This window comes from Cupriavidus sp. 05N40 (genome assembly GCF_056397305.1).
Window position 1 is genome coordinate 1 of sequence record NZ_JBFTND010000030.1, and the last position, 24,670, is coordinate 24,670.

Annotated in this window: 19 protein-coding genes; 7 read left to right on the forward strand and 12 right to left on the reverse strand. The window is 68.0% G+C overall.

What is annotated here, in order from left to right; translation table 11 throughout:
• From guaB to guaA, 3 genes are all read left to right on the forward strand, one after another.
• Window positions 1–720: IMP dehydrogenase (gene guaB / locus AC1DO7_RS09300; RefSeq protein ID WP_477116024.1), on the forward strand; the 720-nt coding region annotated here is incomplete at its 5' end.
• Window positions 721–847: 127 nt separating this feature from the next.
• Entirely contained in the window at window positions 848–1,459 is a 612-nt protein-coding gene (locus AC1DO7_RS09305) for a hypothetical protein (RefSeq protein ID WP_441613500.1), read from the forward strand.
• Window positions 1,434–3,053, forward strand: a complete 1,620-nt coding sequence (gene guaA / locus AC1DO7_RS09310) for a glutamine-hydrolyzing GMP synthase (RefSeq protein ID WP_441613501.1) — start codon at window positions 1,434–1,436, stop codon at window positions 3,051–3,053. Before AC1DO7_RS09305 ends, guaA begins: the two co-directional genes overlap by 26 nt.
• A gap of 253 nt (window positions 3,054–3,306) precedes the next feature.
• Here the strand turns inward: guaA and AC1DO7_RS09315 are convergent, their stop codons facing one another.
• From AC1DO7_RS09315 to AC1DO7_RS09335, 5 genes are all read right to left on the reverse strand, one after another.
• A complete protein-coding gene (locus tag AC1DO7_RS09315) occupies window positions 3,307–4,683 on the reverse strand; it encodes an MFS transporter (protein WP_441613502.1) in 1,377 nt (458 codons plus the stop codon).
• 128 nt (window positions 4,684–4,811) lie between these two features.
• Entirely contained in the window at window positions 4,812–5,921 is a 1,110-nt protein-coding gene (locus tag AC1DO7_RS09320; protein ID WP_441613577.1) for a formylglycine-generating enzyme family protein, read from the reverse strand.
• 96 nt (window positions 5,922–6,017) lie between these two features.
• Window positions 6,018–7,634, reverse strand: a complete 1,617-nt coding sequence (locus tag AC1DO7_RS09325) for an arylsulfatase (RefSeq protein ID WP_441613503.1) — start codon at window positions 7,632–7,634, stop codon at window positions 6,018–6,020.
• Between the two features lie 168 nt (window positions 7,635–7,802).
• The gene (locus tag AC1DO7_RS09330; RefSeq protein WP_441613504.1) at window positions 7,803–8,309 is read right to left on the reverse strand and encodes a 2,4'-dihydroxyacetophenone dioxygenase family protein; all 507 of its coding nucleotides are present in this window, start codon (window positions 8,307–8,309) and stop codon (window positions 7,803–7,805) included.
• 53 nt (window positions 8,310–8,362) lie between these two features.
• The gene (locus AC1DO7_RS09335; RefSeq protein ID WP_441613505.1) at window positions 8,363–9,136 is read right to left on the reverse strand and encodes a glucose 1-dehydrogenase; all 774 of its coding nucleotides are present in this window, start codon (window positions 9,134–9,136) and stop codon (window positions 8,363–8,365) included.
• Between the two features lie 326 nt (window positions 9,137–9,462).
• Here AC1DO7_RS09335 and AC1DO7_RS09340 point away from each other — a divergent pair, with 326 nt between their 5' ends.
• On the forward strand, window positions 9,463–10,449 hold the full coding sequence (locus AC1DO7_RS09340; protein WP_477116025.1) for an AraC family transcriptional regulator: 987 nt from the start codon (window positions 9,463–9,465) through the stop codon (window positions 10,447–10,449).
• A gap of 27 nt (window positions 10,450–10,476) precedes the next feature.
• Here the strand turns inward: AC1DO7_RS09340 and AC1DO7_RS09345 are convergent, their stop codons facing one another.
• The 7 genes from AC1DO7_RS09345 to AC1DO7_RS09375 form a co-directional block, all read right to left on the reverse strand.
• On the reverse strand, window positions 10,477–11,223 hold the full coding sequence (locus tag AC1DO7_RS09345; protein ID WP_477116026.1) for an SDR family NAD(P)-dependent oxidoreductase: 747 nt from the start codon (window positions 11,221–11,223) through the stop codon (window positions 10,477–10,479).
• 61 nt (window positions 11,224–11,284) lie between these two features.
• Window positions 11,285–13,360 (reverse strand): acetate--CoA ligase family protein, encoded by a 2,076-nt coding sequence (locus tag AC1DO7_RS09350; protein WP_477116027.1) that lies wholly within the window; start codon window positions 13,358–13,360, stop codon window positions 11,285–11,287.
• Between the two features lie 79 nt (window positions 13,361–13,439).
• Window positions 13,440–13,838, reverse strand: a complete 399-nt coding sequence (locus AC1DO7_RS09355) for a Zn-ribbon domain-containing OB-fold protein (protein WP_441613509.1) — start codon at window positions 13,836–13,838, stop codon at window positions 13,440–13,442.
• 28 nt (window positions 13,839–13,866) lie between these two features.
• The gene (locus AC1DO7_RS09360) at window positions 13,867–15,033 is read right to left on the reverse strand and encodes a thiolase domain-containing protein (RefSeq protein WP_477116028.1); all 1,167 of its coding nucleotides are present in this window, start codon (window positions 15,031–15,033) and stop codon (window positions 13,867–13,869) included.
• Between the two features lie 71 nt (window positions 15,034–15,104).
• Complete coding sequence (locus AC1DO7_RS09365; protein ID WP_477116029.1) at window positions 15,105–16,091, reverse strand: Bug family tripartite tricarboxylate transporter substrate binding protein; 987 nt, start codon at window positions 16,089–16,091, stop codon at window positions 15,105–15,107.
• Window positions 16,092–16,205: 114 nt separating this feature from the next.
• Complete coding sequence (locus tag AC1DO7_RS09370; protein ID WP_441613512.1) at window positions 16,206–16,781, reverse strand: DUF2889 domain-containing protein; 576 nt, start codon at window positions 16,779–16,781, stop codon at window positions 16,206–16,208.
• Window positions 16,782–16,834: 53 nt separating this feature from the next.
• Window positions 16,835–17,272 carry a hypothetical protein gene (locus tag AC1DO7_RS09375; RefSeq protein ID WP_477116030.1) on the reverse strand — a complete coding sequence of 146 codons (438 nt, stop codon included), beginning with the start codon at window positions 17,270–17,272 and terminating at the stop codon, window positions 16,835–16,837.
• A gap of 415 nt (window positions 17,273–17,687) precedes the next feature.
• Here AC1DO7_RS09375 and AC1DO7_RS09380 point away from each other — a divergent pair, with 415 nt between their 5' ends.
• From AC1DO7_RS09380 to AC1DO7_RS09390, 3 genes are all read left to right on the forward strand, one after another.
• The gene (locus AC1DO7_RS09380) at window positions 17,688–18,710 is read left to right on the forward strand and encodes a Bug family tripartite tricarboxylate transporter substrate binding protein (protein WP_441613514.1); all 1,023 of its coding nucleotides are present in this window, start codon (window positions 17,688–17,690) and stop codon (window positions 18,708–18,710) included.
• Window positions 18,711–18,767: 57 nt separating this feature from the next.
• The gene (locus AC1DO7_RS09385) at window positions 18,768–20,678 is read left to right on the forward strand and encodes an AMP-binding protein (protein WP_441613515.1); all 1,911 of its coding nucleotides are present in this window, start codon (window positions 18,768–18,770) and stop codon (window positions 20,676–20,678) included.
• A gap of 89 nt (window positions 20,679–20,767) precedes the next feature.
• The gene (locus AC1DO7_RS09390; RefSeq protein WP_477116031.1) at window positions 20,768–24,661 is read left to right on the forward strand and encodes a LuxR C-terminal-related transcriptional regulator; all 3,894 of its coding nucleotides are present in this window, start codon (window positions 20,768–20,770) and stop codon (window positions 24,659–24,661) included.
• Window positions 24,662–24,670: the final 9 nt, after the last annotated feature.

Here is a 24,670-nt window from a genome sequence, read left to right on the forward strand (position 1 = left end):
CATGGCCACAGCCAGGGCGTGCTGGACCGCGTGCGCTGGGTCAAGCAGAACTATCCGCAGGTGCAGGTGATCGGCGGCAATATCGCCACCGGCGCCGCCGCGCGCGCGCTGGTCGATCATGGCGCCGACGGCGTCAAGGTCGGCATCGGCCCGGGCTCGATCTGCACCACCCGCATCGTGGCGGGCGTRGGCGTGCCGCAGATCACCGCGGTGTCCAACGTGGCCGAAGCCCTCAAGGGCACCGGCGTGCCGCTGGTGGCCGATGGCGGCATCCGCTACTCGGGCGACGTCGCCAAGGCGCTGGCAGCCGGCGCGCACGTGGTCATGATGGGCGGCATGTTCTCCGGCACCGAAGAAGCGCCGGGCGAAGTGTTCCTGTACCAGGGCCGCTCGTTCAAGAGCTACCGCGGCATGGGCTCGGTGGGCGCGATGAAGGACGGCGCGGCCGATCGCTACTTCCAGGAAGACAATACCGCCAACGTCGACAAGCTGGTCCCCGAAGGGATCGAAGGCCGCGTGCCCTACAAGGGTGCGGTCACGGCGATCATCCACCAGCTGTGCGGTGGCGTGCGTGCTTCCATGGGTTATTGCGGCAGCAGCTCCATCGCCAGCTGGCACGAGACCTCGGAGTTCGTGCAGATCACGGCCGCGGGCATGCGCGAGTCGCATGTGCACGATGTGCAGATCACCAAGGAAGCGCCGAACTACTACATCGACTAAGTCGCTTTGACCCAGTGGCTGCGCGGGGCGCGATGCCCCGCCAGTCACACGGCCCGGTACAGCTTTCTGCCGGGCCGAGCCGGCCGCGCCCCCAGGCCGGGCCTTACGCCTGACCGGAGGAGATTTCATGAAAGTTCTGCTGCGAGCTGTGCTGTTTCTCGATGCCTTGCTGGATCTGCTGCTCGGCATCGTCCTGCTGCTTTCGCCTTTCACGACGCTCTACAGCGCGCTGCAGTTGCCGCAGCCCCAGCCCCCCCTCTACGGGCAGTTGCTCGGCGTGGCGCTGATCGGCCTGGCCTTGCTGCTGTGGCAGGCCACCATCAACGGGCAGCTCACGGTGGCGGTGGCACGCACGGTGGGCCAGGTCAACCTGGTCAGCGCGGTGCTGATCGTGGCCTGGATGCTCATGCTCGACCTGCCGGTGCAGGGCGCGGGCAAGATCTGGCTGCCGGTGCTGGCCGCGGTGCTGGCATTTTTCGCGGCCGTGCAGTTGCCGGCGGCCAAGCGCGTGCGCGTGCGCGAGCGTGAACTGCGCGCGCAGCGCGAACTGCAGAAAGATTCGCAAGACAAGGATGCCGGCGCGCCCCCCGTGGCAGGCCGGCCGCAATCACCCGAATACCGGCGCGAGCCTGGTTTCACGCCACCGCCCGGCTATGGCCCGGGCACGGAAGTGATGCCCGACCCCGCGCCGGACGACACGTCATCCGCCCATCATGCACGACAAAATCCTCATCCTTGATTTCGGCTCGCAGGTAACGCAGCTGATCGCCCGCCGCGTGCGCGAAGCGCACGTCTACTGCGAGATCCACCCGAACGACGTGTCGGAAGAATTCGTGCGCGAGTTCGCGCCCAAGGCCATCATCCTGTCCGGCAGCCACGCCAGCACCTACGAAGACCATCAGCTGCGCGCGCCGCAGGCCGTGTGGGACCTCGGCGTGCCGGTGCTGGGCATCTGCTACGGCATGCAGACCATGGCCGTGCAGCTCGGCGGCAAGGTGGAGTGGAGCGATCACCGCGAATTCGGCTACGCCGAAGTGCGTGCGCATGGCCACACCGCGCTGCTCAAGGACCTGGAGGAYTTCTCCACGCCCGAAGGCCACGGCATGCTCAAGGTCTGGATGAGCCATGGCGACAAGGTCGCCGAGCTGCCGCCGGGCTTCAAGCTGATGGCATCCACGCCGAGCTGCCCGATCGCCGGCATGGCCGACGAGGCGCGCGGCTACTACGCCGTGCAGTTCCACCCGGAAGTCACGCATACCGCCAAGGGCCGCGACATCCTCGACCGCTTCGTGCAGAAGATCGCCGCCGCCAGGCCCGACTGGGTCATGCGCGACCACATCGCTGAAGCCGTCAACCGGATCCGCGAGCAGGTCGGCGACGAAGAAGTGATCCTCGGCCTGTCCGGCGGCGTCGATTCGTCGGTGGCCGCGGCGCTGATCCATCGCGCCATCGGCGACCAGCTCACCTGCGTGTTCGTCGATCACGGCCTGCTGCGCCTGAACGAAGGCAAGATGGTGATGGAAATGTTCGCCGGCCGCTTGCATGCCAAGGTCGTGCACATCGACGCCGCCGAGCAGTTCCTCGGCCACCTCGCCGGCGTGACCGATCCGGAAGCCAAGCGCAAGATCATCGGCCGCGAGTTCGTCGAAGTGTTCCAGGCCGAAGCCAAGAAGCTAAGCAAGGCCAAGTGGCTGGCGCAAGGCACCATCTACCCCGACGTGGTCGAGTCCGGCGGCACCAAGACCAAGAAAGCCACCACCATCAAGAGCCACCACAATGTGGGCGGCCTGCCGGAAACGCTGGGCCTCAAGCTGCTCGAACCGCTGCGCGACCTGTTCAAGGACGAAGTGCGGGAACTCGGCGTGGAACTCGGCCTGCCGCCCGAAATGGTCTACCGCCACCCGTTCCCGGGCCCGGGCCTGGGCGTGCGTATCCTGGGCGAGGTCAAGCGCGACTACGCCGAACTGCTGCGCCGCGCCGATGCCATCTTCATCGAAGAACTGCGCGGCACGCTGGCCACCGAGAAGGACGCCGCCGCCGGCCTGTGCGAACCCGCGCAAGTGGGCAAGAGCTGGTATGACCTGACCAGCCAGGCCTTCGCCGTGTTCCTGCCGGTCAAGTCCGTCGGCGTGATGGGCGACGGCCGCACCTACGACTACGTCGTCGCGCTGCGCGCGGTACAGACCACCGACTTCATGACGGCGCACTGGGCGCACCTGCCGTACGCGCTGCTGGGCCGCTGCTCGAACCGGATCATCAACGAGGTGCGGGGGCTGAACCGGGTGGTGTATGACGTGTCGGGCAAGCCGCCTGCGACGATCGAGTGGGAGTGAAACCGGGTTCTTCGGGGACTATCGAAAAAGAAGCGCCGGGCTGAATTTCGATTCCTCGCCCAACGGCTTTGCCGCCGGCTACTTGCCGAGCGCAGGGCAGAAGGGCAGGTACGGCGTGGCTGTAGCTGTCCGGCACAGGTTTTGACCGCGGGACGGAAGATGGACCCGAAGCCGCGCGCGTTGCGCYCCAATGCTGCCGTTCGGCCTGGCAAGTCCGAACGGCAGCGATGGCGGGCAGGGGTTGGTCGAATTGTCAGCGCAAGCGGCTGCTTCCGACCCCGTCACGGACAGAGGCTGCGATCTCGCCTGCGCCTGATGTTGCCCTGCGCTTGAACCAAAGCGCCAGCACAGGGAAGAGGATGGTGGCCGCCACGATCGTGAAGAACACGTCGGCGCCCCCCGCGCGCAGCATGACAGCGCCGGTGATTGGCCCGAGGATGCCGCCAATGCGGCCGATGCCGTACATCCATGCGATGCCTGCCGAGCGGCCATGCGTCGGGTAGAACGCTGCAGCGAGGCCGCCCATCGAGAATATCGCGCCATTCAGGCCCACGCCGGCAAGCAGGATGCTGGCGGCGAGCCAGATCGGGCTGCCGGCCTGTTGCCCGATCAGCCAGACCGAGGCGCCGCCCAGGGCAAATGCCAGCGCCACGACGCTGTTGCGCTCGAAGCGGTCCATCAGCCAGCCGACAAGGAAGGCGCCAATGATGCCGCCCAGGGCCAACAGGCTGGTCGCGATCGTCGCCTGCCGCAAGGTCGCGCCTGACTCCTGGATCAGCGTGGGCATCCAGCCCATCAGCAGGTAGTAGGCGAACGTGCCGGCGAAGTAGGTCAGCCACAGCGCCAGCGTTCCCGCGCGCAGCGGCTTCGACAGCATGACGGCCATCCCCGATCCGGGGCCCTTGGGCTGATCTTCGGAAAAGGCAAAGCGCGCGCCTTCGAAGTCATGCGCCGGGGCGATGCGGCGAAGCACGGCGGCAATCCGTTCGGCCGGCCACTGGCGCAGCACCATGAAACGCAGCGGCTCCGGCACCGTGAAATGCACGACAATCGCCAGGGCGATCGGCATGAACGCACCCACCACGAACAGGCTCTTCCAGCCGTAGGCCGGAATCAGCAGCCCGGCGGTCATGCCGCACGCCGCCGCGCCGATCATTCCTCCGCAGCCCATGGTATTGACGAGTAGCGCGCTGCGCCTTGCCGGTGCGTACTCGTAGACGAGTGTCGTGGCTCCCGGCACCGCCGCGCCGATGCCAAGGCCGGTGAGAAATCGCCAGATACCCAGCGAAAGCGGCGTTTCGGCAAACATGCTGCCGAAGCTGCACAGGCCGAACAGGATCATGGAGGCAACCATCACGGTCTTCGGCGTGGTGCGGTCGAAGAGAGGGCCGGCCAGCAGGGCGCCGATCGCCATGCCGAGGATCGATGCGCTCATGACGGGCCCGAAGACCGCCTTGTCCAGGTGCCATGCCTGCATCAGCACCGGGACAACGAAGCCGACGGCGAAGGCATCGTAGGTGTCGATGGCAATGGTCAGGAAGCAGACGACCAGGATCAGCCATTGATATGGCGAGAACCGCTGTCCGTCGATGAACTGCTTTACGTCAATGGTCTTTTTGGCATCTGTCATCGTGTCTCCTCCCAGAGGGGCGTTGCATTGGCGTTGGTCTACGCTGTTGTTGTGCCTGGCTTGTACAGGGACCGCTTCGGGGCGGCGAAGAGCCGGTTGTGGAGAGCGTCCCGATCAGGAGGCTGAGGCTAGCGATCGCGCTGCTTCGCATCCCAGCGACTGTCGTCCATGACCAGCCGGAAACCGAGGTGAGACATGCCGCTGTCAGGGTCGGTGCCGCGTCGGGCACTGGGGCGATAGCTCAGGCAGTAGTCCTCGTTGCAGAGGAAGGAGCCGCCGCGCGTGACGCGCTTCGGCGCGTTGACGGGAACGCCGGGCTCGCCCGGATCCCAGGAGGCCACGGGACCCGCGGGATTCTCGATCAGCCGGCCGAGAGCGGCTTCGCGCTGAAACTGGTCGGGCCGGTACCAATCCGTTACCCACTGCCAGGCATTGCCGGTCATGTCATGCAGGCCGTAGCCGTTGGCCGGGAAGGTGCCGACCGGGCTCGTGCCCGGCGCGCCGCCCGCCTTGGGACTCACCACGGGAAAGGGCTGCGCCTGCTGCCCCTGCCAGGCGTTGGCCATCTGCTTGCCGTCGGGGGCGAACTTCTCGCCCCACGCATAGGTCGCCTGCGCCAGGCCGCCGCGTGCCGCGAACTCCCACTCCGCTTCCGTCGGCAGGCGCTTGCCGGCCCATCGGGCATAGGCCTGCGCGTCTTCATAGGAGACCTGCACCACCGGGTGGTCGTCCTTGCCATCGATCGACGTGCCGGGCCCGCCCGGATGGCGCCAGTCGGCGCCCGCAACGTAGCGCCACCAGCGTGAATAGTCCTGCAGCGGCACCGGCCGCGATGTGCCCACGAACACCATGCCGCCCGGCACCATCGCGCTGGCGGGCGGGCGCGGCGTGCCCGGCGGCAGTTGGACCTTCAGGGTGTCCCATTCAGGGGTCTTTTCCGCAGTGGTGACGTAACCGGTGGCCGCGACGAATTTGCGGAACTCGGCATTGGTGACGTGATGCTGGTCCATCCAGAAGCCATGGACGCGCACCTTGTGCGCGGGCTTCTCGTTGTCCTGGGCCATCTTGCTGTCGCTGCCCATCAGGAATTCGCCGCCGGGGATGTGGACCATGCCCCGCGGCCCGCTAACGCCATCTCCAGGCCTGGCGACGACGGCGCCCGGTGCATGGGTGCGTGCCTGCCACCAGGCAAGGCCGCCGCCGGTGGCGGCGGCAACGCATGCCACGAAGGCCAGCATGATTGCGCGGCCGTGGCGCCGCGTGGCCAGCCGGCCGCCTCCCGATGTCTTCACCGCTCGTGCCCCGAGCTGCCCGCTGCGTTCCATCGGAGACTCCTATTGCCGCCCGGCAGCCTGCTGCCGCTTCTGCTGCAGGAAGTCCTGCACCATGTTCGAGCGGTCAAACGACTTGGCCGCTTGCACCGGCGGATATTCCCCCAGCGTTTGCAGGTGGTTCCCGATCAATTCGCCCAGCGGGCCCGCCATCCACGCTGCCTTCTGCACCAGATGACCGTAGGAATCCTTGCTGTCATAGCTTTCGAACGGGTCGCTGCGCAGGTTGAACAGCATGGTGATGGTGCGGGGACGCAGGTCGCTGTAGTAATCCTCCTTCACCGAGAAGTGGAACTTCCACGGGCCCATGCGCACCGCCGCCAGCTTGCTCTCGTAGTAGTAGAGAAAGTCCCGCCGCGCGCTTTCCTGCGACTTGCCGGTCCAGTAGTCGACGTTGTTGATCCCGTCGATGTACTGCTTCTTCTCGCGCTGCATCTGCTCCGCCACGTCGGGAGCGCCGGCTACGGCCGCGAAGCTGGTGAACATGTCCTGATGCGCCTGGATGCCGTTCTTGATCTGGCCCGGCTTGATGACGCCCGGCCAGCGCAGCATGGACACCACCCGGACGCCGCCTTCGTAGGTCGTCATCTTCTCGCCACGGAAGGGCGTAGTCGCGCCATGCGGCCACGACGAGTGCTCCGGGCCATTGTCGGTCGAGTACCAGACGATGGTGTTGTTGTCCAGGCCGCTGCGCTTGAGATAGTCCAGTACGAGGCTGATATCGTGATCGTGCTGGAGCATGCCGCCGCCGTGCAGGTCATCTTCATGCGTGTACCTGGCTGCCGCGTAACGCCACTTGTCGTTGAGGTGGGTGTACAGATGCATGCGGCTGGTGTTGAGCCAGACGAAGAACGGCTTGTCTTCCTGTTTTGACTTCTGCATGAAGTCGATGGCCTTTGGAATGACTTCCTCCGCATCGAAGTCCTCCATCCGCTTCATGGTGAGCGGGCCGGTGTCCTCGATCTTCTGCCGGCCTACGCGCCCGAAGCGCGGATCCGTGCTGGCGTCGTCGCTGTCCGTGGCGAAGGCGTGGAGCACGCCGCGCGGCGCGAACCTCTGCGCGAATGCCTTGGGCCCGCCCGGATAGTCGCTCGCGTAGTGCTTGTAGTCGTGGTACTCCGGCTGTTCTTCGACGTTGAGGTGATACAGGTTGCCGAAGAATTCATCGAAGCCATGCGCCGTCGGCAGGTTCTCGTTGTGGTCGCCCAGATGGCTCTTGCCGAAGTGTCCGGTACGGTAGCCAAGGCGCTTGAGCACCTCGGCCAGGCTGGGCGATTCAGCTTTCAGGCCGAGCTTGTCGCCCGGCTGGCCGACCGTGGTCATGCCGGAGCGGATCGGGTATTGCCCGGTGATGAACGCCGCGCGCCCCGCCGTGCAGGACGGCTGCGCATAGTGGTCGGTAAAGCGGATGCCGGCCATGCCGATGCTGTCGATGTTCGGCGTGGTGTACCCCATGGTGCCCATGCCATAAGCGCTGATGTTCTGCCAGCCGATGTCATCGCCCCAGATGACGAGGATGTTCGGCCTGCTGCCCTGGGCCGCGGCGGCAAACGGGCTGGCAACGGCAACGGCCAGTCCCGTCGCGATCGCGGCCAGCGCGCGTTTCATTCGTTCGGTCATGATTCTTCCCGGTGAAGGTGAGGGTCAGGCTTGGCGCAATGCCACCGGCCGCTTCCAGCCCATCCTGCCGCGCAGGGCGCCCAGTTGCCGCAGGGCGCCGGGGCCCTGCACGTACTGGCCGGGAAAGCCCATCGTGCGTAGCATCTGTGCATTCTCCGAAGCGATTCGTCAGGCGGAAAGGCCCGGCAGGCCGCCCGAGATGTATTTCATGCCGTTGTCCTGCGCACGGATGGCCTGGTCCACCCAGGCCTTGATCTGGCCGGCATCCGACAGGCTGATGAAGGAGCCGTCCGGCATGAAGTTCACGTTTGCGCCAATGACCTGGAAGATCACGTCGGTCGGGCCGTCGTTGTCGGCCGGCGTGTTGAACTGGTGGATCGAGCCACCCGGTTCATACAGATAGCAGCCGGCGGTTTGCTTCTGGTCGGGGTACTCGGTGTAGTACCAGCTGCCGCTCATGGTGTAGAAGTGAACCACGCCGGTGTGGAAGTGCAGCGGCAGCGTCAGCCCGGGCGCGAAGCGGGCGCGGATGATCCATACGCCGTTGCAAGGGTCCAGGAACAGCGGGAAGATCTCGATGCCTTCATGGCCGCCGAAGGCCTTCAGGAAGGGGTGCGCGGTGGTGTCGACGTACAGGAGCTTGTCCTGATGGGTGATGGTTTCGGGAAGTGCCATGGTCAGGGTCTCCTGGATCAGAAATTGGTGCGCAGAGCAAAGGTCGATGGCAGTCAATGGCAGGCATAGCCACCGTCGACCACCAGTTCGGTGCCGGTGACATAGGCGGAGTCATCGCTGGCCAGGTACAGGACGGCGCCCGCGACTTCGTCGGGCGTGCCGCGGCGCTTGAGCGGGATCTCGCCGCCGATGCGCATGCGCGAGGCCATCAGCTCGGCTTCGCTCAGGCTGCCGGTGTTGCCGCTGGCGAGCAGCGGCGTATCGATGTAGCCGGGATGCAGGCTGTTGACGCGGATGGCATAGCCTTTTTCGGCGCAGTGCAGCGCCACGGACTTCGACAGAAAGCGAACGCCTGCCTTGGACGCACTGTAGGCGGGCGCCATCGGCTCGCCGCAGATCGCAGTGATCGACGACACGTTGATGATCGAGCCGCCCTTTGCCTTCATCAGCGCGAGCCCATGCTTGCAGCCCAGGAAGACGCTCTTGAGATTGACGTTGAGGATCTTGTCGAAGTCTTCGAGCGTGCAGGTTTCAATGGTCTGGGAGATGGCAATGCCGGCATTGTTCACCAGCACGTCCAGCCGGCCTTCGGCCACGCGGATATGGTCCAGCACGCGCAGCCAGTCGGCTTCCTGCGCGACATCGTGCCGCAGGAAAGCAGCTTGCAGTCCTGCCTGCCTCAGTTCCGCTTCGGCCTGCCGGCCGCCGGTCTCGTTGATATCGGTGAAGAAGACCCGGGCGCCTTCCCGGGCCAGTCGTCGCGAGAAGGCGAGGCCCATGCCCGAGGCGCCGCCGGTGACGAGTGCGATCTTGTCCTGCATTCGCATGGTCGATATGTCCTTGTCTGTCAAAGGTGGGATTTGGCGCGCCTGGTGCGATGGATGAGCACCAATGCCGCGCCGCGTGCTGGCGCAGTGAACCGGTCCGGCGCTGCCGGACGGTGGGTGTCGCTGCGGTAGCCGCGACGACGGGGGTTGTCTCCTGGTTCTTGTCTTTCGGGCGTTGATACGCCACTCGATGGGTAGTAATGCTAAGTGGGCGCGCGCGTCGGTGTTATGGCATATTCGGACAGATAGTTATCATTTCCGGACAACCCAATTCCTTCGCGCCGATGCGTACCGTCAGGCATGTTCCCCGTCACAATGGACCGAGCGTGCAGCTGCTGCTGCAGTTCGGGCTCGACCATGGCTTGTCGGGGGATCGCTGCCTGCAAGGGACCGGCCTGAACTGGCAGCAACTGGCCAACCCGGGCGCCGTGGTGGAAGCGGAGCAGGAGTTGCGGCTGATACGCAACCTTGTGAATGCGCTGGGACATGCCCCGGGCCTGGGCATCGATGCTGGCCTGCGCTACCGGCTGGCGACCTATGGCATCTGGGGGTTTGCGCTGCTGAGTTGCGCCACGCTGCGCCATGCCATCGGCATGGCGGTGCGCTATCTCGATCTCTCGTATCCGTTTCCCGATATCCACACCGAAGTGGTGGGGGACACGCTGGTTTCCACCCTCGACGACAGCAAGGTGCCGGAAGACGTGCGCACGTTTATCGTCGAGCGCGACTGCGCGAGCATGACGAGCATCATGCGCGACCTGATCCACACCACGTTGCCCGTGCAGAGCGTCAGCCTGCGCATGCCGGAGCCTGCCGAWGCTCGCCCCTACCTGGCGCTGTTCGGCATCATGCCGCGCTTCGCGGCTGCGGAGAACCGCATCGTCAAGGACGCATCCGGCTATCTTGACCATCCGCTGCCGGGCGCCAGCGCCGAGGTGGCGAGCCAGTGCGAAGCGCAATGCCAGGCGATGCTCGCCCGCCGGCAGGCGCGCGATGGCCTTGCGGGCAAGCTGCGCGACCGCATGGTGGCCCGGCCGGGCCAGTGGCTGGACATGGAGACGCTAGCCGGAGAACTGCATATGACCTCCCGCACATTGCGCCGCCGCCTGGTGGAGGAGGGCACCAGCTTCCGCCAGCTGCAGGAAGAAGTGCGCGAAGCACTGGCCGAGGAGTTGCTCGCCAGCGGCCTGACGCTGGAGCAGGTGGCCGAAGCGCTCGGCTATGGCGAGGTCTCGAATTTCATCCGCGCCTGCCGGCGCTGGAAGGGCGTCACGCCCAACCGGTATCGGGATCGTCTCCGGCAGGCGGGCTGACCAGGGCAAGGGACCGGCGGCGCCGGATCAGCGCGAGCCGCAGTCGATCTCGATGGTGCTGGCGTTGAGATAGCGGTTCTCGACGATGTGCCGCACCAGTCCGGCGAACTCGGCGGCCTTGCCCATGCGGCGCGGGAACAGCATCTTCTCCAGCAAGCCGTCGGCCACCTTCTGCGGCATGGCGGCCGACATGCCGGATTCGAACAGCCCGGGCGCGATCGACATCACGCGTATGCCGTGTTCGGCCAGGTCGCGCGCGATCGGCAGCGTCATGCCGACCACGCCCGCCTTGCTGGCGCTGTATGCGGCCTGTCCCAYCTGGCCGATCCTGGCCGCCATCGACGCGGTATTGACGATCACGCCGCGCTCGCCGCCTTCATCCGGGGTATTGGCACTCATCGCCAGCGCCGCATGGCGAATCACGTTGAACGTGCCGGTGAGGTTGACGCCGAGCACCTGGTTCCACAGGTCCATCGGAAAGAGCTGCCCTTTGGACAGCGTCTTGCTCGGGCCCAGCACGCCCGCGCAGTTGACGGCGACATGGACTGCGCCGTGCGCTTGCAGCGCGGCTTGCACGCCGGCCTTGACGCTGGCCTCGTCGGAAACATCCACGGCGATGGCCGTCATCGCCGGGCCCATTGCCTCGGCGAGCCGGGCGGCATCGCGGTCGAAGCCCACCACCGTGGCGCCGGCCGCGGCCAGTGCCTCGCATGTCGCGAATCCCAGGCCGGAAGCGGCACCGGTGACGATAGCGATCTTGTTCTGAAGGTTCATGTCTGAAGATCCTCTGGAAAAAAACGGGGAAGGGCCGCCAGGGCGGCCCTTCCCCCACGCATCAGGCCGCGTCCGTATTGATTTCAACGACCGCGTCGGCGGCGTACGCGCCCTCGCCCTGCGGCATCGCGAAGACCGGGTTCAGGTCGATCGATTGCAGGCGCGGCCCCGCGGCCACGGCGAAGGCCGACAGGCGCGAGAGCGTGCGCGCCAGCGCCGGGATATCCGCGACCGGCCGGCCCCGCGCGCCCAACAGCAGCGGCGCGCCCTTGATCGAACGGATCATGGTTTCGGCCACGTCCTCGCCGAAGGGGCAGCGGTGGAACACCACGTCCTTGAGCACCTCCACGAATACGCCACCGAGAYCGAACATGGCGATCGGGCCGAACACCGGGTCGCGGTTGATCCCCATGATGCATTCGACGCCGCCGCCCAGCTGCTTTGCCACCAGCACGCCTTCGATGCGCGCTTCGGGCGCGGCCTTGGCGGCGCGTTCCATCAGCGTGGCAAAGCCACTGCGCACGGCTGCCTCGTCGCTCACGTTCAGCAGCACGCCGCCGATCTCGGACTTGTGCAGGATGTCCGGGGACAGGATCTTCATCACCACCGGGTAGCCGATCTCGCGCGCCGCCAGCACGGCGGTCTCGACCGCGCTGCAGGCGCTCTCCGGCGCGCTGGCGATGCCGGCTTCGGCCAGCAGCTTCTTGCCCTGCGCCTCGCTGGGCGTCTGCGCCGGCAGGGCCACCGGTCCGACCTGCGGCGCGGGCGCCAGCGGCTGCATGGCGAAGGCGCGGCCGAAACGGCCCATGGCGGCGATCGCGGCGACGGCGCGGGTCGGGTCCTCGAACACCGTAAAGCCCTCGGCCTCGTAGTTGCGCAGTACCTCGCGCGGGCCGCGCAGCACCAGCACATAAAGCCGGTCCGGATAAGCGGCGCGCACCCGTGCGAGCTGCTCGCGCAGCACCGGCGCCACCTGGCCCGTGGTGCCGGCATAGCTGAAGAAGCCCAGCACCGTGCGATAGCCGCCTTCGGTGAGCATCATGTCCATGAACGGCTGCACCAGCGTCGGGTCGTTGATGAACTGCGCCGTGGTGTCAACCGGATTGCGCGGGGCGCAGATGGGCAGCCGCTTGAGCAGCGCGGCCTGCGCGGAGGCGGGCATTTCTGGCATCGGCACGCCGTATTCCTCGGCGGCGTCCGACACGATCACGCCGGCGCCACCGCTGACGGTGATCACGCCCAGCGTGTTGTCGGCCGGGAACACGCTGCGCGTGGCCAGCCGGACAATGTCGAGCATTGCTTCGGTGGTGTAGGCGCGCACCACGCCGAGCTCTTGCAGCACGGCATCGACCACCGCATCGTTGCCGGCGATCGACGCGGTGTGCGACTGTGCCGCGGCGCCACCCACCTCGCTGCGGCCGACCTTCATCATCACCACCGGCTTGCGCGCGGCGCGCGCGGCCTTCAGCGCGTCGACAAGGCCGTCGCCATCGTTGATGCCTTCGGAGTAGAGGGCGATCACATCGGTGTTGGGATCGTCCACCATCAGCCTGACGATCTCGCCGAGCGTCAGGTCGGCCTCATTGCCGGTCATGACGATGTTCGACAGGCCGACATCCGAATCCACCATGGCTGATACCAGGTGGCTGCCGTACGCGCCGGACTGGCTGACGATACCGACCCGGCCGGCGCGCACGTCGTCGATGCCAGCCAGTGAGGAGAAGCTGCCGACAAAGCCGGTATGCAGGTTGACGAGGCCGAGCGAATTCGGCCCGAGCAGGCGCATGCCGGTGCGTCGTGCCGCGRCCACCAGCTCGGCCTGCATGGCCACGCCGTCGCCGCCGACTTCGGCAAAGCCGGCGCTGAACAGGATGGCCGCGGGCACGCCGCGTTCGCCCAGTGCGTTCAGCACTTCCAGCACCTGGCCGGAGGGGACGGCCACGATGGCCACGTCAGGGACTTCCRGCAAGGCCGCGACCGAGGGCCAGGCCTGCAGGCCCTGCACTTCACGGCGATTGGGGTTGACCGGCAGGATGCGTCCCGCATAGCCAAGCTTGCGCATGGAGGCGATCGGCCGGCCGCCGATTCGCAATGGATCGTCCGAGGCGCCGATGATGGCGACCGAACGCGGGTTCAACAGTCGTTCCAGGGAGGCAGTCGTATTCATGGATCAGGCTGGCAGGGTTGTGGGCAGGAGGCAGGAACCGCTGGCCGGATCAGGCAAGCGTGAAGGTCGGCAGCGGCGCGCCGCCGTCCGACGGCGAGAAGCGCAGCTGCACCTTCTGGCCGATCCGGACCGTGTCGAGATCGCAATCGACGATCTGCGTCATCATCGTGACGCCTTCGTCCAGCGCGACGTAGGCCATGCAGAACGGCGTCGGACCGGCGCGCCGCGTGACGCTGAACGAATAGATCGTGCCGCGGCCGCTGGCCTGCTTCCAGTGCGTCGTGCCCAGGCAGAACGGGCACAGCGTGCGCGGGTACCAGTGGGGCTTGCCGCAGCTGTCGCAGTGGCGCACCAGCAGGCGGCCTTCGCGCGCGGCGGCCCAGAATTCCGTGTTGTCGGGATGCTCGGCGGGCGCTTTGAATGGGGTAGGGGTGTAGGGTGTGGTCATGGCTGTGCTCGATGCCTGCAGTCAGGCGTTATTCGCGTTCCAGGATGAGGGTGGCGCTGCCGTGGCGCGAGCCCAGCAGGCCGCCGGTGCCCTGTGCCAGCGCCAGTCCGCAGTTCTTGACCTGCACGGCCGGGTGGGCTTCGCCGCGCAGCTGGCGCACGGCCTCGATCACCTTGGTGATGCCGCCGCGGTTGGCCGGGTGGTTGTTGCACAGGYCGCCGCCGTCAGTGTTGAAGGGCAGCTTGCCGATGCCGGAAATCAGGTTGCCGTCGGCGACGAACTTGCCGCCTTCGCCCTTCTTGCAGAAGCCCAGGTCTTCGAGTTGCATCAGCACCGTGATGGTGAAGCTGTCATAAATCGACGCATACTGGATGTCGGCGGGCGTGACGCCGGCTTCGGCGAAGGCTGCCGCACCGGAGGCGCGGGCCGCGGACCAGGTGAGGTCGACCTTGCCGCCCAGCTGGCCCTTCACATGCTCGCCCGCGCCAAGGATCCTGACCTTCGGCCGGTTCAGCTTCGCCGCGATTTCCGGGCGCGCCACGATCAGCGCGCCGCCGCCGTCCGACACCACGCAGCAGTCCAGCTTGTGCAGGGGGTCCGAGATCATCGGCGAGTTCAGCACGTCTTGCACGGTCACCACGTCGCGCAGCATGGCGTTGGGGTTGTGCTGGGCATGGTGCGAAGCAGCCACCTTGATCCACGCCAGCTGTTCGCTGGTGGTGCCGTACTCGTACATATGGCGCATGGCGACCATGGCGTACGAATTGACCGTAAGCGGGCTGTACGGTGCCTCGAAGGGCAGGTCGGGCAGGTTGTCGCCCCAGTTGCGCGGCTTGGTGCCGCTGGAGCCTTCGGAGCGCGGGCGTCCCGCCAGCGTGATCAGCGCCACGTTGCACTTGCCCATGGCGATGGCCTGCGCGGCGTGCGAGACGTGCGCCAGGTAAGAGGAGCCGCCGGTCTCGGTGGAGTCCACGTGGCGCACGTTCAGGCCGAGGTAGTCGACCATGTTCAGCACGCCCAGGCCCGGGGCATCGCCCGCGCAGAAGTAGCCGTCGACGTCGGCCAGTGTCAGGCCGGCGTCTTCCAGCGCGCCCCTGGCGCATTCTGCGTGCAGCTGGGCCACGGTCTTGTCCGGTGCCTTGCGGGTCGGGTGCTCATAGGCGCCGACGATATAGGCCTTGCCTTTGATGCTCATGCTTGCTTCCTTGGGTCAGTAGGGGGGGAGGACAGGTGTTGCTGGCGTGCGGCCGGCAAACGCCGCGTGCGTCATTCCGGCTCGATGCCGGCCAGTGTGATCAGGCGCTTCCACATCTGCTGGTCGGCGACGATGGTCTGGCGCAGCTCGGCGCCGTTCGCGGGAAAGGCCAGGCTGCCGCGCGCGCCGTAGTGCGCGAGCGCCTCCGGCGAGTTCACGAACTCCAGCGTGTACCGCGCGAGCTTGTCGACGACAGCCTGCGGCGTGCCGGCCGGCGCGAACAGGCCGGTCCAGCTGTTCACCGCTGCCGCCGGCATGCCGGCCTCGGCCATGGTGGGCACGTCCTTGAGCTGCGGCATGCGTGCGTTGGCGGTGACCGCCAGCGCGCGCAGCTTGCCCGACTGCACGTGGGGCACCACGGCCGATACCTCGACGACGCCGTAGTCGACCACGCCGCTCATCAGGTCGGGCAGCAGCGTGCTCATGGCCTTGTAGGGAACGCTCACGGCCTGGATCTTCGCGGCGTCGTTGAACGCGGTGAGGATGGTCCGGTAGCCCGTGCTCGAGGTGCCGAAGTTAAGCGTGCCCGGTTTCGCCCTGGCCGCGGCAACCAGGTCGRCCACCGTGCGGTACGGCGAGGTGGCCGGCACGACCAGCGCGACCGGAATCACCGACATGCGCGCGATCGGCACGAAGTCCTTCAGCGGGTCATAGGGCAGCCGCTTGAAGAGGAAGGGGTTGGCGGCCATGGCGCCGGACGCCGAGAGCAGCAGCGTGTAGCCATCCGGCGCGGACTTGGCGACATAGTCGCAGGCCAGGATCATGTTCGCGCCGGGCTTGTTCTCGACCACGAAGCTCTGCCCGAGTTTCTGTCCCAGGTGCCTGGCCAGCAGGCGCGTGTAGTCATCGGCGCCGGTGCCGGCGCTGGTGATCGAGACGATGCGCACCGGCCGCTCCGGATACGCCTGCGCCGCGGCTGGCATTGGCAGCGCGGGCAGGCAGAGCAACGCAAGCAACGTACGCAAAGGCCCGCGGGCCCGTTCTGCAAAACAGCTCATGTCTTCTCCGTGGTTTTCGTAGCGGCCAGGTGCCCGAGGCGGCCCGGCTTGCTGGTAGCGCGCGATGCGCGTCATGCGGCCTCGGCAGCGGCGCCGCGCTGCCGACGCCAGTGATCAGGCGTCCTGCGCGGCCGGCACGCGCCGGTGCACAGGCCACAGCAGCTTCGCCGCCTCGCCGTCCTCGTGGTAGGTGTGGCAGCTGCCGATCAGCACGGGCTTCGGCATGGGCCCGGTGCCCTCGCCCGGCCAGCGGCCTTTGCGCTCGCGGCGGCCGATGGCCATGGTGGTCTGCGTGGCGGTGGTGGCCAGCGGGCCGAGCAGTTCGGTCAGATGGGTGCAGCCGCGCACGCCGCCCACGATCGCCCTGGCCTGCTGGCGGAAGCCGCCGCGGATCTGCAGGCCTATCAGGCCGGCGTAGGCAGACTCGATCGCGCGGCAGTACTCGGTCGGGCCGGTTTCGATCACGGCCTTCACGTCGTGGATCAGCAGCGCCCGGTCCATCGTCACCACGATGCGCATATGGTGGATGGCGCCGCCCGGCGGCACCTGCTTGAACAACAGGTCGGTTCCGGTGGGGCTGAGGTCGCGCAGTTCGGCCTCGATCTCGAGCATGCCATCGCTGCGCTCGTACCCGTGGCAGGTCACCTGTCGCGTGTGGATGGCGGTCCGGTCAGTCGTGCTGGTCATCATGGTCGGGCTCCATGCCCGCGCGCGCGGCGCGGGCGGCAATTCGGTCGGTCGCTTCAGTTCCACGGCTGTGCCGCCGCATGGCGGCGCGGCCGTCTGGCAGCCTGCACGCGCCGGTGCGCGGCCCAGAACAGCACGCGCAAGGGGAAGCCCCGGCCGCCGCTCATGGCCTGCCGGCAGTGTTCCGGCTGCAGTTCCACTGGCACGCCCAGTTCCGCCGCCGACGCGTAGCAGACGATGCGCATGCGGGCATCGCCGCTGCGCATGCGGTCGCACAGCATGGTGTGCAATGCATCGGCATAGGCCGGCCCGCCGGCGCCGCGGGCCGATTGCCTGGCCTTGCGCTGCAGCTGGCTGCTGAACTGGCGCACCTCCTGCAACAGGTCCATGAGCCGCTCCATCGGCGTAAGGGCCTGCGGCGTCTGGCGCGCTGGCGCCGGCCGGCATTGCGGCAGGGATGGCGGGGCCGGGGTGAGGGGTGCGTCGTACTGCATGGGCTGGTCTCGTCGTTGGCAGCCGCTTCTGGCTGGGGGCTGCGGAATCTTCGGAACAGTGTCACGCAGCGGCCCGGCATTCGCCCCCACTCGACCAAGGGGGGCGGACGCGGGATAAGCCACGCGCCGCGGGATAAGCCCCGCTATCAGCGGTACAGGGTGGCGTAGCCCTTCCGGGGGTGCTTTTGGCGCCACCAGGTCACTGCCGTGTCGCGCCGTGCCTGCGCTCAGGTGGAACATATCCGTCATTTCTACGACCACTGGTAGATAAGTACGAAATGGCGTAGTATCTTTAAGTACGGCATTTGGTGGATTGCTCCGAATGCTCGTAGATGAAAGATGAGCGACAAGAACACATCGCACCTCGGCTGCCCGGCACCGTCCCGGAGCACCGGCGCTGAAATGGAGACTGGAAATGCAAAGATCCGTTGTAAAACGGTGCTGGCGCCTGTGTAAGTGGACACTGGCCGCTACCTGTGCCGCGGCATTCGGAGCCGGCGCCCTGGCGTGGGCAGCGCAGCCCGCACAGGCGCAGGGCACCTATCCCGAAAAGCCGGTCACGCTCGTGGTGCCGGGGCCGCCTGGCGGCATCACCGACCAGCTGGGCAGGCTGGTAGCAGCGCGCATGACGCGTGATGCCGGCATCCGCGTCATTGTCGACAACCGTCCCGGCGCGGGCGGCAACCTGGCCACCGAACTGGCGGCGCGCGCCGAGCCGGACGGATACACGGTGCTGATGGGCACGCAAGGGACCATGGCGAGCAACCAGTACCTGTACAAGGCGCTGCGCTTCGATCCGGCCAGGGACTTCGTCGCCGCGCAGGGGCTGGTTTCCATTCCCAATGTACTGGTCGTGAACAGCCGGCTGCCGTACCAGTCCGTCGGGGAGCTGGTCGGTTTTGCCAAGGCCAATCCCGGCAAGCTGACCGTGTCTTCCGCCGGCAACGGCACCGGCACGCACCTGGCCGCCGAGCTGTTCCAGGCGCAGGCCGGCGTCAGGTTTGTGCATGTCCCGTACAAGGGCAGCGCGCCGTCCATCAATGACCTGCTGGCCGGGCAGGTCGACATGACCTTCGACTATCCGGCGTCCACGCTGGCGCAGATCCAGGCCGGCAAGCTGCGCGCGCTGGCAGTAACGGGCGCCACGCGCCTGCCGGCGCTGCCGCAGGTGCCCACCATCGCGCAGGCCGGCTACCCCGAGGCGGAGTCCACTTCGTGGATCGGCCTGTTCTTCCCGGCGCGCACGCCGGCCGCTGTCGTAGCCAGGTGGCAGGCCGGCATCGGCCGCATGCTGCAGGACCCGGCGGCCGTCGATGCCATCCACAAGATGGGTGGCGTGCCGCTGCCGATGTCCGCTCAGCCGTTCGCTGACTTCGTCAAGGCCGAGCGCAGCAAATGGAAGGCCACCATCCAGCGCTCGGGCGCCACCATCGACTGACCGATATCGGCCCTGGAGATGACAGGTCCAGGGCGCAAGCAGAGGAGACTGAAGACAATGTTGAACCATCGCCACCCAGCCACGGAGGCCGCCCTGACGCACGGCATGCCCGCTACGTCGCCTCGCTACCGTGATGCCGCGCTGCGCACGGCCGACGCCATCCATGTGGCGCGGCCGGACGGCACGCTGCTGCTGCGCGCGGCCACCGAGCCGGTGCCATCCCCCCATCTGGGGTTCAGCGGCTTCGTGCAGGGCTGGGCGCAGCAGCGCGCCGCGCAGACTGCGCTGGCCCAGCGCGACAGCGCCGGCGCGTGGCGCATTCTGTCCTGGGGCGATTTTCACCGGCAGATGCTGGCCGTGGCGGCCGGCTTGCTGGAGATGGGCCTGTCGCGCCAGCAGCCGCTGATGATCCTTTCCGGCAATTCGATCGAGCATGCGCTGCTGGTCGCGGCCGCCGAATATGCCGGCATCCCTTGTGCCGCGACCTCCGCCGCGTATTCGCTGCAGAGCAAGGACTTCGTGCGGCTCAGGGATATCCACCAGCTGCTGGCGCCAGCGGCGGTTTTCGTGCAGTCGGCGCCGCAGTTTGCGCGTGCGCTGGATGCGCTGGCGGTGCCGGCCCGGGCGGTCATCGCGGTGGAGGGCGCGGCCGCGGGGCAGGTGGCATGGGAGGCGCTGCGCGAAACCGCGCTGACGCCGCAGCGCCTGGCGCGGCTCGAGGCCGCGCATGCCGCGGTGCGGCCCGAGCATACCGCGCGCATCTTCTTCACCTCGGGTTCCACCGGTGTGCCGAAGGGCGTGGAGATCTCCTACGCCAGCATCCAGGCCCTGATCGGCCAGTTCCTGTTCGCGCATGCCGCGCCGGTCTACCAGGGCGCGGTGGTGCTGGACTGGCTGCCGTGGAGCCATGTCTTCGGCGGTGTCGGCAACCTCGGCCGTGCCTTTGTGCTGGGTGCTTCCTACTACATCGACGACGGGCGTCCGGTGGCGGGCCAGTTCGCGCGCACGCTGCAGAACCTGCGCGAGGTGTCGCCGACCATGTTCGCCACCGTGCCGGCGGCATGGGCCATGCTGGTGACCGAGCTGGAGCGCGATGACGAACTGGCCCGCGCCTTCTTTGCGAGGCTGATGTTCGTCAGCTTCGGCGGCGCCAGCCTGCCGGCCGACGTCTATGCGCGCTTCCAGGGCCTGGCCGAGCGCATCACCGGCGAGCGCATCCTGTTCACCAGTGGCTTCGGTGCCACCGAGACCACCGCGATGGGCCTGAACTTCAGCCGGCCGACCGACGAGACCGGCAACCTCGGCATGCCGGCGCCCGGCGTCGAAGTCAAGCTGGTGCCGCTCGATGGCGGCGACGGCCGCTATGAAATCCGCATGCGCGGCCGCAATCTGTTCAAGGGCTACCTCGGTCGCGCGGACCTGACCGGAGCCGCCTTCGACGAAGAGGGCTTCTACTGCATGGGCGATGCCGTGCGGCTGGCGGTGGCGCACGCGCCGGCCGAAGGGCTGCGCTATGCCGGGCGCTGCGTGGAGGACTTCAAGCTGGTCAACGGCACCTGGGTGCGCACCGGCGCCGTGCGCGTGGCGCTGCTCGAGCAATGCGCGCCCCTGCTGACCGACGCGGTGATCTGCGGCCATGACCGGGGCTACGTGGCGGCGCTGGCATGGCCCAACGTGGTGGCCTGCCAGGCGCTGGCACCCGAACTGGCCGCCCTGGGCGCCGCGGCGCTGGTATCGCATCCGCTGGTGCTGCAGGCCGTGCAACAGCGCTTGCGCAACGGCGCCGGTGGCGGCGTCAGCCAACAGGTGCGCCGCGTGCTGCTGATGGCCGAGCCGGCGTCGATCGATGCCAATGAAGTGGCCGACAAGGGCTACATCAACCAGGCCACCACGCGCGAACGCCGCAAGCCGCTGATCGAAACGCTGTACCAGGAGCCCGTGCCCGCCGCCGTTGCGGCACAGGGCTGAGGCGCCGAAGCGTCCTGCCGGCGGTGCGCCAACGCACCGCTATCGCATTTCCATGGCTCCAAGCCATCGTCAATCCGCAGAGGCTGTCCATGCGTGTTGCCCCCCGAATCACCCTGACGGAGCAGGAACGCTCCGATCTCGAGGCGCTGACCCGCGCCGCCGACGCGCCGGCCCGGCTGGCGCAGCGCGCGCGCATCATCCTGCTGGCCGCCGATGGCGAGCAGAACAAGGAAATTGCACCGCAACTCGGCGTCGGCCGGGCACAGGTGGCACGCTGGCGCGAGCGCTTTGTGATGGCGGGACTGGGCGGGATCCTGCAGGACCTGCCGCGCGGCGCGCCGCCGGTGAAGGTGGATGTTGCCCGCCTGGCGATGCTGACCCATTGCGAGAACGCAGAAGCGCCACGCAGCTGGAGCACCCGCACCCTTGCCGCCGAACTCGGCGTGAGCGCGGCCAGCGTCTCGCGCCACTGGCGCGCGGCAGGCCTCAAGCCCGGCGCCAGCCGTCACGGCTACGGCATGCCGGCGCAGGAGCTTGCCGGCGCCGCGCCGCAACGGATCGCCCCGGGCGGCGTGGTTCCCCCCGACGCCAGCGCCGGGGATGGCATGGCACCATCCGTCATGAGGCAGGAAGTCATTGCCCTCCATGCCGCGCCGCACGTCCATGCGCTGGTGCTGTCGATCGCAGACGCGGGCGACAGCGATGTGGCCGTGCCGCCCGCGCGGCAGGGCGCTTGCCACATGCGTTCGCTGCCGGCCCATCAGCGCAGCCTCGCGGTCTCGCYGATGACGGCGCTGACGATGCTGGACGGCAGCCTGCCCGATGCGCCGGCAGGTATCGTCCGCGATGAGGCATGGCCGACGTTCCTGCACCGGGCCGACGCCGCGGCGGGGCCCGGATGCCGGCTGCTGGTGCTGGCGGTCAGCCATGCCGGCCACTACGATGCATCGTTGCAGCATTGGTTGCGGCAGCATCCGCGCATCAGCGTGCAGCTCGCGCCCAGCGTGGCGAGCTGGCTGCGCCTGGTGCAGCGCTTCCTGCGCGATGCGCAGGGCCAGGGGCCGGGGGGCGTCCCGGCCGGCTTTCCCGCCGGCATTCCCGAACTGCTCGCGGCCATCGAGTCCGCCATGCAGACCGGCACGGGCACCGCGTATCAATGGATCCGCGGCTCGGCTGACGCGGGGCACGTGCCCGCCGCCGCCGGCCCGACCGGATTGCTGGCGGATGCGTCATCCGCAGAGCGCTTGCCGGGAACGGGCGGCACCGCGGTGCCTGCGCCTGAGTGGCGACCCATTGCCAGCATCAGGGTGCAGCCGCCGCGCGGCGCACGCCAGCTCATGCCGCGCGAGGCGCTGCTGAACCGGCTGCTTGAAGCGCGCCGCCAGCGCTGCGTGGTGATCCAGGGCCATGCCGGCAGTGGCAAGACCAGCACCCTGATGGCGTGGCGCAAGGCCATCCTGCCGCTCGGGTATGACGTGTGCTGGCTGTCGCTGGCGGCGGAGGACAACGAGCCCGCCCGTTTCTTCGACTACCTGCTGGCCAGCATCGGCGAAGCCGACCCCGGCGCCGCCGCCGCCGCCGCGCAGGTGGTCGGCGCCGATTGCAGCGAGGCCGCCATCGAACTCTGGGTGATCACGCTGGTCCAGGCGCTGGCCCAGCGACAGCGCGCGCTGGTGCTGATGATCGATGACCTGCACCAGATCGCCGACACGCGCGTGCTGCAGGCGCTGCAATGGCTCCTGGACTATGCGCCGCCACCGCTGCACCTGGTGTTCAGCTCGCGCAGCGCGCCGGAGCTGTCGATGGAGCGGCTGCGCCTGCAGGGCAYGGTGGCGGAGTTCGGCATGCGCGACCTGCGCTTTACGCAGGACGAGTCGGAACGCTTCCTGCGCGAGCAGCTCGGCGCCATCGGCAGCAGCGATGCCGCTGCGCTGCATGCGCTCACGGACGGCTGGGTGGCGGGGCTGCAGCTCTTTGCCGTCGACCTGCGCACGCGGCAGGGCGGCAGGTCCGCGCTGACGCGCATGCAGGATACCGGCGCATTTGCCGGCTATTTCGGGCGCGAGGTGCTGGCGCGGCTGGCACCGGCCGACCTGGACATGCTGGTCAGCGTGGCCATCTGCCAGCGCTTCAGCGCACCGCTTTGCGCGGACATTGTCGGGCCCCTTGCGGGCATTGCCCAGATCCAGTCCCGGCTGGGCCGGCTGGTGGCCGACCATCTGTTCATCACCTCGGAAGACGGTGCCGACCACGAGACGTGGTACCGCATCCATCCATTGCTGCGTGAAACGCTGCTCGACCGCCTGGCCGGCCGCGGCGAGGCCGGGCAGCGCGCGCTGCACGCCGCGGCATGGCGCTGGTTCGAGCGCCGCGGGCACCTGGACGAGGCCGTGTTCCATGCCGTCAGCGCCGGCCACGCCGACATGGCGGCGGGCATGGTCGAAGGCTGCGCGCACGCGCTGCTGTCGCGCGGCAAGCTGCACCAGGTGGCGGGGCTGATGCGCATGCTGCCGACGGAGCAGGTGGAGGGGCGTTTCGGCCTGCATGTCGTCAATGCCTATCTGCAGCTCTACGCCCGGGATTTCGACCAGTTGCAGCGCAGCCTGGACCAGATGGAATCGCAGCAGGACCGGCTGGATGCGCGCGAGTGCTACACGCTGTGCCTGTTGCGGGCTGGGCTGGCCCTGCAACTGGATAACACCGACGCGGCGACGGCCATGCTGCCGCGCCTGTGGGACGTGCCGGACGACATCGATGATTTTGCCTGGCATTCGCGTGGCAATGTGTTGTCATGGCTTCTCACCGCGCGCGGCGACTACGGCCTGGCCCGCAGCGTGCTGGAAGAAGCCGAGATGCGCACCGGCGCGCCGCGCAGCGGCCAGCTCGGCCGCTGCATCCATGCCATCAGCCTGGCGCGCGAGGGCAAGCTCAAGCTGGCCGGCAAGATCGTACGCGAGGTGATGGAAGAAGCCGAGCGCCACGGTGCCGCCTACGTTGGCCTGGCCTGCATGGCCGCCGGGCTGCTGGCCGATACCCTGTATGAGCTGAACGAAACCGAGGCAGCCTGCCAGTTGCTCGAGCCGCGCATCGAGGTGCTCGAGCGCGTGTCGCTGCCGGAGATCGTGCTGCGCGCTTGCCTGGTGCTGTCCAATGCGCACTGGCTCGCGGGCCGCCATGCGCAGGCGCTGGCTTACCTGGACCGGCTCGAGGCGTATGCGGTGCGCTACGGCCTGGACCGGCTGCTTGCCGAGGCGCTGGTGCTGCGGCTGCGCCGCCATCTGCAGCGCGACGAGATGGAGCGCGCCAATGTGGTGCTGGAGTGCATCCAGGGCCTGGCGGAGCGCTATGCCGGGGCCGGCCCGGAGCGGGCGGCCCAGACTGCGCGGGCGGCCGCGCGCGCCGGCGTCGACATGGCGCTGCACACCAAGGACTATGCCAACGCGATCGAGCGCATCCAGCTCTTGCTCGCCGGCAGCGAGCAGGCGCTGGGCGCGGTCAGCCTGCGGCTGCAGCTCGCCATCGCGCGCCTGGGCCTCGGCGAGGCGCAGGCCGCGCGCCAGGACTTCGTCCACGCCGTGCGCGAAGGCCACCGGCTCGGGCTGACACGGACGCTTCTCGATGTCCTGGAAGGCACGCCCGACCGGTTCAGCCGCCTTGTCCATGACGCCGTGGGCGAGCCCGTGCTGGCGTTCTACGTCGAGCGCCTGCAGCAGGCGTCGGGCAGCGCCGCGGCGCGGCAGGAACAGGTGCCCGACAGCGGGGCCGCGAGCCCCATGGCCGCGTTGAGCGAGCGCGAGCGCGAGATCCTGGTGCTGGTGGCGCAGGCGATGTCAAACAAGAAGATTGCCAAGGTGCTCAATGTCTCGGCCGAGACCGTCAAATGGCATCTCAAGAACATCTACGCCAAGCTCGGTGTCGGCGGCCGCGGCGGGGCGGCAGCGCGCATGCGCGACCTGAGCGCCACGGTGCCGGCGCAGGCGTGATTGCGCGGG